Raw genomic sequence first — 15,127 nt, 5'->3', positions numbered from 1 at the left:
GAACTTTTTGTCATTTTACAATAGACTATAAAATGCCATACTATCAAAATTGAGAATCATTTAAGTAGAAGCTCTGTAAATCAGTTCTGCATCCATCAATACAGCCCTGCTTGGAAGATTATTGTTTTTGATTTTTTCCAATGCCAGCTCAGCAGCGGCTTCACCCATTTTTTCCAAAGGCTGTTGTACGCTGGTCAGCTGAGGATACACCATGGTTGACAATTCCGTTCCGGAAAAACTTGCAATAGAAACTTCGTCCGGAATTCTTACTTTTTGTTCAAGAAGAAAATTCATGGCTCCCATGGCAAGAGTATCACTGAAGGCAAAAATGCTGTCGAACTCTATGTTCTTGTTCAATAGCTGTTTAACCGCTTTTTTTCCATGCTCGAAAGTCATTCCATCGGTCTGTACGATCAGGTTTTCATCAAAAATATTGTATTTCATAAGAATGCGCTTATAACCATTTACCCTTTCTACAGCATTTCGGATGGTGGATGGTCCCATGAGATGAACGATTCTTTTTCTTCCGGTCTTAATTAAATATTCTACCATTAATGAAGCTTTAATAGTATCATCAATAATAACCTTTGAGACATCCAGAGATTTGTGAGGAATCCTGTCGAAAAAGATTAAAGGAGTTCCTCTATCCATAATGCTTTGATAAATATCATTATTAGAGGTTTCATGACATAAATTAATAATAATAGCATCTACATTAAACTCTTCCAGAAGCTGAAGATTTTTTCTCTCAATAAGAGGATCTTCATCAGATTGAGTAATGATAATACGGTATCCGAGAGGGTAAAGAATATTCTGAATTCCTTTCAGTACAGTGGAGGAAAAAGGAGTAATCATTTCCGGTACTACAAAGCCAATTGTCCGGGATTGTCCGGATTGTAAATTCAAAGCGGTAAGGTTCGGTTTATAGCCCAATTTCTCTGCTGCATCCAGCACTCTTTTTCGTGTTTCTTCATTCACATTTTTATCATGAAGCAGCGCTCTGGAGATGGTAGAGGTAGATAATGACAAAAATTTGGACAGATCTTTAATCGTAATACGTCTCATCAGCCTTGTTTTTGGGCTAAAAATAATAAAAAAATAGACAATTGGGAACGTTCCCTGATTTTTGGGAACGTTCCCAGTCTGAAATTTTAAAAAAAATTATCCGGTTAACCATTTGTTAATATAGTTTTAACGAATCGGTTAATATGATAACAATTTTATGTTTATGAGTATGATTTATTACAACTATGATGCATCGGAAATCCGCACAGGAATTTTACATATTGGAGTAGGGAACTTTCACAGGGCTCACCAGCAGTTTTATACCAATATGCTGCTTAATGACAAGGATCAGAAAGATTGGGGAATCTGCGGAGTATGTCTGCTGCCTTCAGATGAAAAGATCGTAAAAAATTTAAGAGCTCAGAATCTTCACTATTCTCTTACTGTTTGTGGAAGAAACGGAAATGATGAGGTGTATAAAATAGGTTCTTTGAGAGAGTTGATCTGGGGAATAGAAGATCCTGAGGCTGTGGTGAAAAAAATTGCAGACAGCTCTGTTAAGATCATCACTTTAACCATTACAGAAGGAGGTTATAATCTTGATAAAGAAACGGGAGAATTTATATTGGAAGATGAAAAAATACAGCATGACCTGAAAAATCCTTCCCTTCCTAATACTGTTTTCGGCTTTGTTGCAGAAGGGTTGCGTCAAAGAAAGATTCAAAATGCAGGACCCGTTACAATACTTTCATGTGATAACCTTCAGCATAACGGAAATACGGCAAAAAGAGCTTTTATGTCATTCATAGAAGCTCAGGATACAGAACTGGCAGCTTGGGTAAAGGAAAACGTAACCTTCCCAAACAGTATGGTAGACCGTATTACTCCGGCCACAACTCCGGAAGATGTGGAAAGATTAAATAAGTTGAATGGAACGGATGATCGTGTTCCTGTATACTGTGAAGACTTTACACAATGGGTGATAGAAGACAACTTTATTGCAGGGAGACCGGCATGGGAAAGAGTAGGTGTAGAGTTTACCAATGATGTAACTGCATTTGAAAATATGAAATTAAGCTTATTGAATGCTTCCCACACCCTTTTATCTTATCCGGCTTTCTTAATGGGTTACCGTAAAGTAGATCAGGCTATGGAAGATGAAAATCTTGTAAAATTCATCAAAGATTTTATGGATACAGACATTACACCTTTTGTTCCTGCCCCTGAAAATACAGATCTGGAAAAATATAAACAGACATTGATTGAAAGATTTGCCAATCACAGTGTAAGCGATCAGGTGAGTCGTCTGTGTTTCGATGGGATTTCAAAATTCCCAGTGTATATCATTCCAAACCTTGATAAAATGATCAAAGGAGGGAAAGACCTTACCAGACCGGCTTTTCTTATTGCTTCCTACAGACATTATCTTACATATAAAAAAGATGATCATGGCAATATATTCGAGACAGCAGAACCCTGGATTACAGAAAATGATCAGAAGCTTATTGCCAGTGAAAATCCACAGGACTTCCTGGAGTTGTCAGCTTTTAAAGGAATTCAGCTAAAAACTTCTGAATCGTTCATCAAACAATACAACCGTTTTGTAGAAGATATAAAAAGCTCAGGAACCGCTTCGGTTTTACAATCCATCATAAAATAATTCAGCCATGCAGATAAATCCAGGGATAACCTCTTCAGACAATAAAGCAAACAATGCTATACTGCCGTTTGCCATCATTACGTTTATCTATTTTATTGTAGGTTTTCTGACCACAGTGAATGAACAGCTGCAAGCACCCTTGAAATTTACTTTTTTGAGTCATGCGGGCAGTCTTAAAAATACATTTACTACTCTGATTTCCTTTTTCTTCTTTTTAGGATATCTTCTGAATGGAACTCTGGGAAGCAAATGGGTAAATGCTTTCGGATATAAGAATACAATTCTGCGTGGGCTTTTCTTTATGATTTCAGGTCTTTTCATGTATCTGTGCTCATCATGGGTTGGTGACCATTATCCTGATTTGAAATTTAATATAAAAGATGCTGTTATTCCTTATGGGTTTATCGTCTTTGTCATGGGTTCCTATTTAATGGGGACAGCCGCAGCAATTATTCAGGTGGTTGTAAATCCTTATGCAGCATCCTATGAACTGAAAGGAACTCAGCCCGTACAGCGTCTGAATATTCTGACAGCCATTAACTCTATCGGAACTACTTCCGCACCTTTTTTTGTTACGGTAGTGATGTTCAGTGGGATTTCCATTGAAAATATAGAGATCAGACAGCTTTTGTTTCCGCTTTCTATCTTGATTGTCTGCATTCTTACCGTCATGATCATCACGAAAAGACTTCATCTTCCTGACCTTGTCCATACAAGAGTGGTTGGAGAAGAAAAACTGGAGAGAAGCATTTGGACATTCAGGCATTTTGTATTGGGAGTTTTAGCCATCTTTTTTTATGTAGGAACCGAAGTGGCCATTGGTGCGAATATTAATCTGTATGCTTTTGAGCTCATGGATTCAGGGCATCCTATTACCTTTTTCGGAAAAACAGATATCATTGTCGGAGGAATGGACTTAGGAATTCATGCATTATTGTCCACATTGTATTGGGGAGGTTTTCTGGTAGGAAGAGCAGTGTCCAGCTTTTTCAGTAAGATTTCCGCAAGAACGCAATTGATCACAACCACAGTACTTGCAGCAATACTTGCTTTAATATCCATGATCACTCAGAATCTTTGGTTTCTTGTCGCAATCGGCCTTCTGCATTCATCCATGTGGAGCTGTATTTATACACTTTCTATTAAAGGTTTGAATAAATATACCTCAAAAGCATCCGGTATTTTTATTTCTGCCGTATTTGGTGGAGCCGTCTTTACGCTTATTCAGGGAGGCTTAGCAGATATTTTAGGTTCATGGAGATGGACATGGTGGCTTACTGTAATCTGTGAACTGCTTATGCTTACCTATGCGCTGTTCGGATCGCGTATAAGAGAAAAAGACTTTATTCACTAATTATATAGTTTCTTTCAATTCATGTAAATATCCTGTAGACTATTACTGGATACAGGATACTTACTGCCTTAAAAAACACTTGAGTCATGTTAAAAAACTATTTATTACCTTGTTTCCTGATTATAGGACATTGTATGGGCGCGCAGGAAGTGCATTCAGCGCTGCAGCTTCGCAACAGCCATTTATGGCGCGGAATTGAAGTCTCTGCAGGGCTTATTTATACCGGAGATTTACATCTTGACTATAAGAATTTTTATGCAGGATTCTGGGCAGGCGAAAATGTTGATGGGTCCTATAAAGAATTCAACAACTATATAGGATATAAGAATAAGCATCTTACGCTGGAGTTATGGGATATCTATAACTTTTCTCCTGGAGCAAACTATAACAATAAGGAATTTTTTAATTATTCCGCTCAGGAAACTGGTCGTTTTTGGGATTTCAGATCTTATTATACCATAAGTGATCAATTTCCTTTAGTACTCAGCTGGAATACTGTAGTTTTCGGAAGAGACCGAAATAGTGAAAATACAGGGAATAAATATTCTTCATTTGTTTCAGGAGAATATCCTGTATACAAGAAGGATAATCTTGAAGTAAGAGGAAGAGTAGGTTATGCCTTTGCCTTAGACAGTCATGGAGAAAAGAATAATTTCTTTGCTAAAGATACAGGTTTCAACGAGGTAAGCCTTATCGTTTCGAAAAGCTTTACCATTGAAGGCTATACAATTCCTGTGGGAATTTGGGGAATGTGGAATCCGGTCAATAATAATGCATTTCTTCAGTTTTCTGTGCAGGTTTATTCATTCTGAAGCAAAGAGCTTCAAAGAGTAAATTTTTTATAAACTCAATACATTTAATTACTTTTATATAATGGAATACAAAAAAAATAAAGCAGTATGTTTTGGAGAGGTGCTCTGGGATATTTTTCCGGGAGAGCAGAAAAGAGTAGGAGGTGCTCCTTTTAATGTAGCCTACCATCTTTCCAAAATGGGCGTAGAAGTCAATATGATAAGCAGTATTGGTGATGATCAGCTTGGGCGTGATCTTTTGGATAAAATGAAAAACTGGAATATTCCCGCAGATCATGTTCAGATCAATATGGAGTATCCGACAAGTACGGTCATTGCTACGGTAGATGAAAATAATGATGCTCATTATGATATTGTGGAAGGGGTAGCATGGGATTATATTGAAACCACCCCGGAAAATAAGGAAATCCTTAATACAACAGATGCGTTGGTGTTCGGAACGCTGGTTGCCCGAAATGAGAAATCCAGAAATACGCTGTTCCAGCTGCTTGAACTCAGTCATTATAATGTCTTTGATATCAATCTCAGAGAACCTTATTATGAGGTTGGAATGATAAAAGACTTACTTCATAAAACACATCTCGCTAAATTCAATAAAGCAGAAATGCGAATGATGCTTGATTTTTTAGGAAAAGCATACACTACAGAAGAAGATGGGATAAAATATCTTCAGGATCAGTTTGATCTTAAAGAAATTATTATTTCCAAAGGAAGCAAAGGAGCTCTGTATGCCTCAGAAGATCATTTTTATCTGTATCCTACCATACCCGTTACTGTAAAAGATACCGTAGGGAGCGGAGATTCTTTCCTTGCAGGATTTCTTTCCAAAAGATTGGAAAAAGGAAGTACTGTTCATGAAATTATGACTCAGGCTGTGTCTCTCGGAGCATTCATCACCTCACAGGAAGGAGCATGCCCGGAATATTCATTAGAGGATTTTATCAGATTTAAAAACGAACATCCAGTATCAGTTGTTAGTTAAGGTGGTAGAATCTCATGTTAATTTAAATTGATTCTTGATGAAATATTGGGTAACTTTAGCCTACCACCAAAACAAAAGTTATGCATCATCAGCTGGAGAAACATTATGTAAACAGAGTAGGCTGGCTTCGTGCAGCTGTATTAGGCGCTAATGACGGGTTATTATCCACCACAAGTATTGTTATAGGAGTTGCAGCTGCAGAACCGGAACGGCATATCATTATTCTTGCTGCATTGGCAGGTATGATTGCCGGTGCAATGTCTATGGCTGCCGGTGAGTACGTTTCTGTAAGCTCTCAGGAGGATACAGAAAAAGCTGATTTGATCCGTGAACAACGCGAACTGGAACAAATGCCCGAAATAGAACTCAGAGAACTGGCCAAAGTGTATGAAAAAAGAGGCTGTACCAAAGAAACAGCCATGCAGGTAGCTATTGAACTTACAGAACATGATGCATTGGGAGCACACGCCCGTGACGAGTTGGGAATCAATGAAATAACGCAGGCGAAACCTCTGCAGGCGGCAATAGCTTCATTCGGCTCATTTGCGGTGGGTGCCCTATTACCGTTTACGGTGTCTCTTTTGGCTCCTCTTAAAGAAATGGTGTATTTCCAATATGGATTTTCAATTGTATTTTTAATGCTTTTAGGGGCAATTTCTGCCAGAGCAGGAGGTTCCAGTATTAAAATAGCTGTATTAAGGATTTGTTTCTGGGGAACTGTGGCGATGGGAATTACAGCGTTAGTAGGCCATATTTTCGGGGTTAATGTCGCGTAAAGATGTGATATCTGAAGCTTGAAAGAGTTTAAAGAATTGAATTAATTTAAAATAAAAAAGAACACCTGAAAAAGCAGGTGTTCTTTTTTTATATATGATGATAGAATTTTGTATAACAGGTGATGAAAAATTTTATCTCTTTTATCTGGTGCTGGATTTAATCTTTTAGCTCTTCTGTTGATATACCTTTTAAACCCTCCTTTTATTTCCATATTATCGTTAATCACTGGAATTGTAAGGCAAAACCTCTGCAGACGGTAGTAACTTCATTGGGTTCATTCGCAGTGAGAGCCTTATTGTTGTTTATTGTTTCTCTTTAGGCTTCTCTTAAAAAATGGTGTATTTTCAATATGGCTTTTCAATTATATTTTTAATGCTTTTAGGGATAATTTCTGCCAGAGCCGGTGGTTCTGGTAATACAATAGTTGTATTGAGGATTTATTTCTGGGGAACTGTGTGATGGGAATTACAGCGTTAGTAGGGAAGCTTTTTGGAGTCAATGTAACGTAAATTTTTACTAGGATATGAATAATTGTTAGTAAATCATTCATTGTTGAAATATTTAAATATAGAGACCTTGTCTTTTGATTTACAGTTGATTAGGTATTGTGTTGTATGTTTGATATGCCATTGATGTATTTATGATGTATTGGTGATTTTAATCTAAATGTTGGTTTGTGCTTAATTTTGGTTACGAATCATTTAAAACCAATTTTATGAGAAAAAAATTATTACCCTTGGCTTTATTATTTACTTTTTGTAAAATGTACTCACAAGTAGGTGTTAATACAACCACTCCTGCTGCTACATTAGATATTAATGCCAAGAATGCTACAGGTACTTCTGCCAATGTGGATGGTGTTCTGATTACCCGGGTAGATAGGCAAAGAGCTCAAAGTATGACAGGAGTACCTACTTCAACCTTAGTGTATGTAAATAGTATTGCTACGGGAACACAAACGGGAGCGGCAGTAAATATGGATGCTGTTGGTTATTACTATTATGATGGAACAGCTTGGGTAAAAATTCATAATCCAACCAATTCAATAGCTGCTAATATTTACAATGCTGATGGTACCCTTACCGGAAACCGTACTGTTTCACAGGCGGGCAATACATTGGCATTCACAGGGACGGCTTCCAATGCTTTCTCGGTAGATAATACGACATTTTCGGTAGATGCGGCTAATGATCGTATTGGAGTTGGAACAACCACTCCTGATACCAAGCTTACAGTGAGTACTCCTGACAATAGTTTTGGTTTGAACCATACCAATGGGACCGTCAGTCTGAAAACGTATATCGGAGGAGGTGCTGCTTTTATGGGAACCACTACGGCTCATAACTTGAATGTGATGACTACTAATGCTGCAAGAGTAACAATTACTTCTGGTGGGGATGTAGGAATTGGAACTGCAATACCAGGTGCTAAGTTAGAAGTGAATTCAGGTACCGCAGGTGTTTCGGGATTGAAGTTTACTAACCTCAATTCAGCTTCGACTGTGGGAACGGGGCAGGCTCTAGGTGTAGATGCGTCAGGGAATGTTATTACAGTGTCTACGTCAACCCAGGCAGCAACCACTGAAAATGCTGTTAATAACCCTCCTGGCTCTGTAGTCTTTAGCGTAAATGATTTAGGGTATACTATTGTTACGGGTAGTAATCAATCTGTTACAATACCGGCAGGAGGTAAAGCTTTATTTGTTAATTTCATGCTCGGCATTGATTACAGCTCACTTCCTGCTGGTGGGGGTGCAGCCTTTTATCAAGCTATCTTATTTATAGATAATGTGGCTACTAATGTTTACCAGACAACCCAGGAGTCTGGGACAGGGGCGCAGGCGCAGTTCAATCTATCTTGTGTTAAGTTTTTAGCTGCCGGCAGTCATACATTAAATGTAAGAATGATTAGAAAATATAATAATGGAACTACATCCGGAGCCAATATGTCTTGTTCTCCAATATCCATTTCTTTTAACTCAACTTATATTGATTAAATTTTACATTATTTCGTATCATGATCAGTTAGTAAAATAAACTGTTAATAAAATCTTCAATAATACTGATGATGGTACTGAAAAAATGTTTATTGTCCAATAAAAATAACTCCTGAAATTTGTTTTCGGGAGTTTTTTTTATCTGAAGCGGATAGATCTCTATATGTCTTTATAAATTTTAGGTAAGGGCGTTTTTATTTAGCAATGCTGTATAATCAGTGCATACTGTCTGATAAGTACCACCACCACTGCTATATTGAATAAAATGCTTTGCGAACATTATGTTAAAAAAAATATATTCCCATTTCACGTGGTGGTAGTTGGGGGTTGTTTTCAATATGAAATTTCAGCCCATTTATTAAAAAATAAGATTTCAATTGATCTTCTGTTAAATTTATAATTGCCAACAGCCATGCGTTAGATGAAAAAATGATCAGAAAATAATTACGGTATTGGGTTTGGGCGGATATGTTGTTCTCTGATATCTATTCCTTTTAGTTCAACTAATGTTAATTTAAATTAAAAACAATTGCACTGTTCAAAAATGATGAAAATAATGTGATTTTGATAAAAAAAATTAATTGAATAATTAAAAAGAGGTACTGTCTCTCAAAAGTTAAGTCTATTTTCTCATGGTGTATGTTTGGTGTATGTTTGGTGTATGTTTGTTGCATCTTGTATTTCAAAATGAGCAATGTTTTGTATTTAGTTTTGACGGGTCGAAAATACAGAATTGTCGACTTGATATTAAGAACAAATAAAACACTGAATTTATGAAAAAAAAAGCATTACCATTGATCGTGTTGTTTGCTTTTTTCAAAGCTTATTCACAAATAGGTATTAATACTGGCAGTCCGGCTGCTACTTTAGATATTCGTGCCAAAAATGCTACAGGTACTTCTACCAGTATAGACGGGGTTCTGATTACCCGGGTAGATCGGCAGAGAGTTCAGAGTATGACTGGAATTCCTGTTTCAACCTTAGTTTACGTAAACAGTATTGCTACGGGATCACAAACCGGAACCGCGGTTAATATTGATACTGTTGGTTATTACTATTATGATGGAACATCGTGGGTAAAACTGCATAATCCTACCAATTCAATAGCTGCTAATCTTTACAATGCGGATGGTGCTCTTACGGGTAATCGTGCCGTTTCACAAGGTAGCAATACATTGGCATTCACAGGAACGGCTACCAATGCTTTTTCGGTAGATAACAGTACACTTTCAGTAGATGCTGCCAATGATCGCGTTGGAGTAGGAACAATCACTCCTGATACAAAGCTTACCGTGAGTACTCCTGACAATAGTTTTGGTTTGAACCATACCAATGGTACAATCAATCTGAAAACGTATATAGGAGGTGGTGCTGCTTATATAGGAACCACTACGGCTCATAACCTGAATGTGATGACTAATAATGCAATCAAAATGACTGTTACTCCTACAGGTACTGTGGGTGTTAATACATCTTCTCCAAGCGCAGTGCTTGATATCCTGAGTAAAGGGACTACTAATGCAACCAAAGCTTTGGAAATTAATGACAGTACTAATAAAGAATTGCTGGGGTTGCAAGATGACGGATCTGTTCGTCTTGAAAAATACAAAAATATCGGGGTGTTAGGAACTGATGCTAACGGTTTTCTGGTAGATGGAAGCAACTTAAATATTCCTGCTATTGCTACGATAGGTTTTGCTGAAATATCTGCTAATCAGGCAGCAACTACTTTTTATACAGTAGCTTTTACGATTAATAAAAATAATGCCACCAATATAACCTACAGTAGTGGTAATTTTACCATAAATAAAGCAGGATATTATAATTTTTCTGTATTTTTAAAATATGACATCTCCATGAACTCCCCCACAGGAGGATCTGCTAGTACAAACCTCCTTAAAAATGGTTCTATATTTTCATATAATCTTTCGGGGCATGGGGATGGAACCGGAGATATAGGACATAACCTGGCAGGAACCCAGTTTTTTAATGTTGGAGATGTTGTTAGAGTTACTGCAAGTTATACCAGAGTTTTTAGAATAACTCAGGGATCAATGACTATTGTGTATTATGGTACTTAATATGTTAAGTTGAGGAAAATCCCAATGATGATAATGCTTATATGAAAACCATCTGGAAATCAATTGATTTTCAGATGGTTTTGTGTTTGAAAATAATTGATTAATCCTGCTTGTGATCCATTATATATTTTGAAATCAGAGGATATCCGTTCTTTCTATTCAAAAAAAAGGATCTGGAGCTTAAAAGAATTTTGAAGAATATGTAAAAAATAAAAACCTCTGAAATTTTCAGAGGTTTTTTGTACCCAGGACCGGGATCGAACCGGTACTCCTAAGAACTGGTGTTTGAGACCAGCGCGTCTACCAATTCCGCCACCTGGGCTTGATGTTGATTTCAAACGTGATGTTTGTTTCAAATTGGTGTGCAAATATAGGAACTTTTTTCAATGTTCAAAAGCTTTTTGAAGATTTTTTTTAAAAATTAAGTTCCAAACCATCGTAGGCAAGGTGTATTCCGGATGGAAGCTCCTTATCTTCAATATCATGCAGTCCTAAATGATGGCTGATGTGTGTTAAAAATAATTTTTTGGGTTTTAGCTCATCAAACAATTTAATAACATCCGGAAGGATAAAATGGGCAGGATGGGGATCAAATTTTCTGATACAGTTTAAGATCAGAATGTCAAGATCTTTCAATTTTTCCTTTTCCGTTTCAGAAATAAATCCTGCATCCGTAATGTAAGCCAGTTTTTTAAACTTATATCCGAAAACAGTAATTTTATAGTGAATCACCTCCACAGGAGTGATTTCTGTGTCCAATACCTGAAAAGGTTTATTTTCAATTTCGTGAAGTTCAAAAGCGGGTGCACCGGGATACCTTACGTCAGCAAAAGCGTATGGAAACCTGTTTTTTATTTCATGAGCCACTCTTGAATAGCAGTACAACGGAACATCTTTTCCACTTTTAAAAATCAGGGGCCGCATATCATCCAGCCCGATCACGTGGTCATTATGTTCATGGGTAATCAACGCAATGTCTACGTTATGTTCATGGTTGGTAAGCATTTGCTGCCTGAAATCGGGACCACAGTCGATCAGTATTTTTTTATTTTCCTCCGTAGTGATCATCACGGAAGAGCGTAAACGTTGGTCTTTGGGATTTTCCGAAGTACACACTTCACATGTACAGCCTATAACGGGTACACCTTGAGAAGTACCAGTTCCTAAAAATTTCAACTTCATTTTGTTTTGAGGTTGGTTTAATTTTGGTAAATTTACAAAAAATTTCATGTCCTAATGTATCAGAAACTAACTCCTAAACAAAAAGCATTAACAATTAATCTAGATCCTACTATTTATGGTACTTTCGCAGAAATTGGAGCCGGGCAGGAGACTGTTCGCCACTTTTTTAGAGCAGGGGGAGCTTCCGGTACGATTGCTAAGGCAATGTCTGCTTATGACAAAGATTTTAGTGATGCCATCTACGGAAAGGAAGTAAAAAACAGGTACGTTACCCAAAATAGGCTTCGCAAAATGCTTCGATATGAGGTAGCTTTGATTGAAGAGAGAATTTCAAGAGATAATAATCCGGATAGAAAATTCTTTTCTTACGCCAATACGGTAACTACTATCAATTTTGACAAAACTGTAAAAGGCCACGGCTGGGTAGGAATTCGTTTTCAGACCAAAGAAAATGAAGATTATAATGAGATCGTCATCCACGTAAAATTCAAAGAAAATGATGCTACACTTCAGCAGGAAACCTTAGGGAATCTGGGAGTGAATCTTATTTTCGGAGCTTTTCATTATTTTGACAATCCAAGAACTTTAGTAGAATCGCTTTATGACGATATTGCAAAAGATAATCTGGAAATTGATATGATCGACTTCAGCGGACCTGCTTTTGCCTATGTTGATAACAGATTGATGTCTCTTCAATTGGTAAAGAATGGAATGACCGATGCGGTGATCTTCAATTCTCAGGGAAACAATATGCTTCCGGCAGATGTTTTGTACAAGAAAAATATTTTCGCGGTAAGAGGAAGTTTCAGACCCGTGACGAAAGTGAACATTGATATGCTTAAAAACGGTATGGATATGTTCTTCAAAGATGCCACCTGTACTCACGAAGAAACGGAAGTTCTTATCGAGATTACCATTTCCAATCTGAGAGCAGACGGAGATATTGATGAAAGAGATTTCCTGGATAGAGTAGACATTCTTGGAAAACTGGGGTACACGGTTATTATTTCAAACTTCTCTGAATATTACAGACTGATTGATTACTTCGCATCTTACACAAGTGGAGACATCGGAGTAGCAATGGGAGTAAATAATATGTTGATGGTATTCGATGAGAAATATTATAAAAATCTCTCAGGAGGAATTCTTGAAGCCTTCGGTAAATTTTTCAGAAACGGGATGAGAGTATATCTGTATCCTTATAAAGATCCGGAAACTCATCAGCTGTTGGATTCTTCCAACCTTAAAGTAGAAGAAAACCTTAAAGAATTATACAAATATTTCAAACACAACAACCGTATTGTAGATATTACCAACTATAATCCGGAGTTTTTGGAGATTTATTCCAGAGAAATATTGAGAAAAATTGCATGTTGTGTGAAAGGCTGGGAAACTCAGGTTCCGGAAGGCGTAGCAGAAATGATTAAAGAGCGTGGAATGTTCGGATATAAAGAAGAACTTTCCCTAAAACAATTCTCTTAAAATATAAAAACAATGTCAGAATTAAAGAAAAGACTTTCCTCAATTCTTGAAAGTCCTAAACATAATACAGAAGAAAAACTTGAAAAAGTTTGCCACTTGTTGGATCAGGAGATTCCTTATTTCAACTGGACGGGTTTCTATTTCAAAAATGGAGATAAGGATGAGTTGATTTTAGGTCCTTACGTAGGAGCACCAACAGATCATACCATTATTCCTTACGGTAAAGGAATCTGTGGTCAGGTTGCGGTTTCCAATGAAACATTTGTAGTGCCTGATGTCCATGAAGAAAGCAATTATTTAAGCTGTTCTATCGATACAAAAGCAGAAATTGTAGTTCCGATTTTTAAGGATGGAAAAAATATTGGTCAGATCGATATTGATTCTCATACCATCGATCCTTTCACGAAAGAAGACCGTGAATTGCTAGAATGGCTTTGTAACGAAGTTTCTAAGATTTTGTAATCGAAACTTACTATAAAAAAATAAAAACTCCGGCTATTTCCGCCGGAGTTTTTTATGGATTATTAGTGGTAATAACAAACATAATTAAAGGTGCTTCGCCAGTGTTTTCAACAGAATGGTATCCTATAGAGCTGATGGCTGTAATATCTCCTTTCTGAAGTGTTTTCTTACGTATTGTCCCTTCAGTTCCGGTTCTTTCACGATATTCTCCGGTTCCGTGCACTACAACGTACAATTCCTCTTCATTTCTTAGATTGTGCGTGTGGAATCCTGATTCATCTCCTTTATTCAGTAAAACCATGTAGGCGGCCAGGCGGTTATTGGCCAATTCTTCCTGATCAAACATCTGTATCATATAGACCGTTCCGTTTCCTCCATACATGTTTTCACGTTTTTCTAAACGGGCGATAGCTCTTTCTTCCTTTCCAAATGCCATTACATAAAGATTGATGTATTTTGAAACCTCCTGTATAACGTGATCGAATTCTTCTCCTTCAGATAATAAAACTGTACCAGACATGTGAATTGAATATTTAAAGTTTAAAGTTTTGGGATTAAAGTTGATCGTGAAAAATTAGCTTTGCTGCACCTGTTGAATTTCTGTGAGAAGTTCTTTAAAATAATTCTCGCATTTTGCAATATGAGTTCCATACCAGGAAAAGGCTTCACCATCCACAATCATTATCTTTTTATCGGGATAGAAAACTTGTAGCTCTTCAATATGTTTTTCTTTAAACGGAAAAGGTTCAGAGGAAAGCATAATGACATCGGCATCAGCCAGATCTTCAGTGGTAATTTGTGGATAACGGGTTTTGTCCTTGAAAATATTTTCAAAACCAATTTCTGACAGAATCCTGTGAATGAAAGTGTCAGAACCAATGGTCATATAAGGATTTTTCCAGATAAGATAAGCTGCTTTTACCGGAGCTTCCAGTTTGGCCTGATTCAGAACATCATAAATTTTAAGATTGAATTGCTGGGCTCTGTCTTCCTTTCCTAAAAGTTTTCCGAGATTTTTAAGCAGATAATAATTATCCTCAATTGTATCAATATTGGTTACCATTACCTTGTAATCGTCCATCAGAGCTTCAACCTGTTCTTTTACATTTTCTTCCTTATTGGCAAGAATAAGATCCGGCTGTAATGCTTTAATTTTCTCAATATTGATATTCTTAGTTCCTCCGATTACGGCTACATTTTTTATTTTGTCCTGAGGATGAATGCAGAATTTGGTTCTTCCTACCACTTCATTTTCGGTCAGTCCAAGGTCAAATAAAGCCTCAGTAATAGAAGGTACAAGTGAAACGATTTTCATATTGGCATGTTAGATGATG

13 protein-coding genes and 1 tRNA gene are annotated in these 15,127 nt (G+C 37.0%); 9 read left to right on the top strand and 5 right to left on the bottom strand.

Features of this window, described 5'->3' with window-relative positions:
* Positions 1 to 60 precede the first annotated feature (60 nt).
* Positions 61 to 1,065, bottom strand: a complete 1,005-nt coding sequence (locus ACMA47_RS04930; protein WP_413928906.1) for a LacI family DNA-binding transcriptional regulator — start codon at positions 1,063 to 1,065, stop codon at positions 61 to 63.
* 163 nt (positions 1,066 to 1,228) lie between these two features.
* On the opposite strand from ACMA47_RS04930, the gene ACMA47_RS04925 reads away from it, so the two are divergent.
* From ACMA47_RS04925 to ACMA47_RS04895, 7 genes are all read left to right on the top strand, one after another.
* Positions 1,229 to 2,665, top strand: a complete 1,437-nt coding sequence (locus ACMA47_RS04925) for a mannitol dehydrogenase family protein (RefSeq protein ID WP_413928905.1) — start codon at positions 1,229 to 1,231, stop codon at positions 2,663 to 2,665.
* Positions 2,666 to 2,672: 7 nt separating this feature from the next.
* A complete protein-coding gene (locus ACMA47_RS04920; RefSeq protein WP_413928904.1) occupies positions 2,673 to 4,019 on the top strand; it encodes an MFS transporter in 1,347 nt (448 codons plus the stop codon).
* Positions 4,020 to 4,105: 86 nt separating this feature from the next.
* Positions 4,106 to 4,831 (top strand): hypothetical protein, encoded by a 726-nt coding sequence (locus tag ACMA47_RS04915; protein WP_413928903.1) that lies wholly within the window; start codon positions 4,106 to 4,108, stop codon positions 4,829 to 4,831.
* Positions 4,832 to 4,892: 61 nt separating this feature from the next.
* Positions 4,893 to 5,813, top strand: a complete 921-nt coding sequence (locus tag ACMA47_RS04910) for a carbohydrate kinase family protein (RefSeq protein ID WP_413928902.1) — start codon at positions 4,893 to 4,895, stop codon at positions 5,811 to 5,813.
* A gap of 80 nt (positions 5,814 to 5,893) precedes the next feature.
* Positions 5,894 to 6,589: a VIT1/CCC1 transporter family protein gene (locus tag ACMA47_RS04905; protein ID WP_413928901.1), complete on the top strand. Its 696-nt coding sequence runs from the start codon at positions 5,894 to 5,896 to the stop codon at positions 6,587 to 6,589.
* Between the two features lie 716 nt (positions 6,590 to 7,305).
* A complete protein-coding gene (locus tag ACMA47_RS04900) occupies positions 7,306 to 8,586 on the top strand; it encodes a hypothetical protein (RefSeq protein WP_413928900.1) in 1,281 nt (426 codons plus the stop codon).
* A 773-nt stretch (positions 8,587 to 9,359) separates the two neighbouring features.
* Positions 9,360 to 10,667, top strand: a complete 1,308-nt coding sequence (locus tag ACMA47_RS04895; RefSeq protein ID WP_413928899.1) for a hypothetical protein — start codon at positions 9,360 to 9,362, stop codon at positions 10,665 to 10,667.
* Positions 10,668 to 10,909: 242 nt separating this feature from the next.
* On the opposite strand, the gene ACMA47_RS04890 is transcribed toward ACMA47_RS04895, so the two are convergent.
* Together ACMA47_RS04890 and ACMA47_RS04885 are read right to left on the bottom strand one after the other, a co-directional pair.
* Positions 10,910 to 10,989, bottom strand: a tRNA-Leu gene (locus tag ACMA47_RS04890).
* Positions 10,990 to 11,081: 92 nt separating this feature from the next.
* A complete protein-coding gene (locus ACMA47_RS04885; protein ID WP_413928898.1) occupies positions 11,082 to 11,849 on the bottom strand; it encodes an MBL fold metallo-hydrolase in 768 nt (255 codons plus the stop codon).
* Between the two features lie 54 nt (positions 11,850 to 11,903).
* Between ACMA47_RS04885 and ACMA47_RS04880 the strand changes: the two genes are divergently transcribed.
* Both ACMA47_RS04880 and ACMA47_RS04875 read left to right on the top strand, forming a co-directional pair.
* Entirely contained in the window at positions 11,904 to 13,331 is a 1,428-nt protein-coding gene (locus ACMA47_RS04880) for a hypothetical protein (RefSeq protein ID WP_034692241.1), read from the top strand.
* 12 nt (positions 13,332 to 13,343) lie between these two features.
* Complete coding sequence (locus ACMA47_RS04875; RefSeq protein WP_034692242.1) at positions 13,344 to 13,793, top strand: GAF domain-containing protein; 450 nt, start codon at positions 13,344 to 13,346, stop codon at positions 13,791 to 13,793.
* Between the two features lie 52 nt (positions 13,794 to 13,845).
* Here ACMA47_RS04875 and ACMA47_RS04870 read toward each other — a convergent pair whose 3' ends face one another.
* Both ACMA47_RS04870 and ACMA47_RS04865 read right to left on the bottom strand, forming a co-directional pair.
* Positions 13,846 to 14,313 (bottom strand): cupin domain-containing protein, encoded by a 468-nt coding sequence (locus ACMA47_RS04870; protein WP_413928897.1) that lies wholly within the window; start codon positions 14,311 to 14,313, stop codon positions 13,846 to 13,848.
* A gap of 54 nt (positions 14,314 to 14,367) precedes the next feature.
* Complete coding sequence (locus tag ACMA47_RS04865) at positions 14,368 to 15,108, bottom strand: ABC transporter substrate-binding protein (protein WP_413928896.1); 741 nt, start codon at positions 15,106 to 15,108, stop codon at positions 14,368 to 14,370.
* Positions 15,109 to 15,127: the final 19 nt, after the last annotated feature.

Origin of the sequence: Chryseobacterium sp. T20 (assembly GCF_047345655.1) — a bacterium.
In the GTDB taxonomy this organism is placed as follows: domain Bacteria; phylum Bacteroidota; class Bacteroidia; order Flavobacteriales; family Weeksellaceae; genus Chryseobacterium.
Note: the sequence above shows the minus strand (reverse complement) of the source record. Positions and strands in the feature narration are given on the sequence as shown.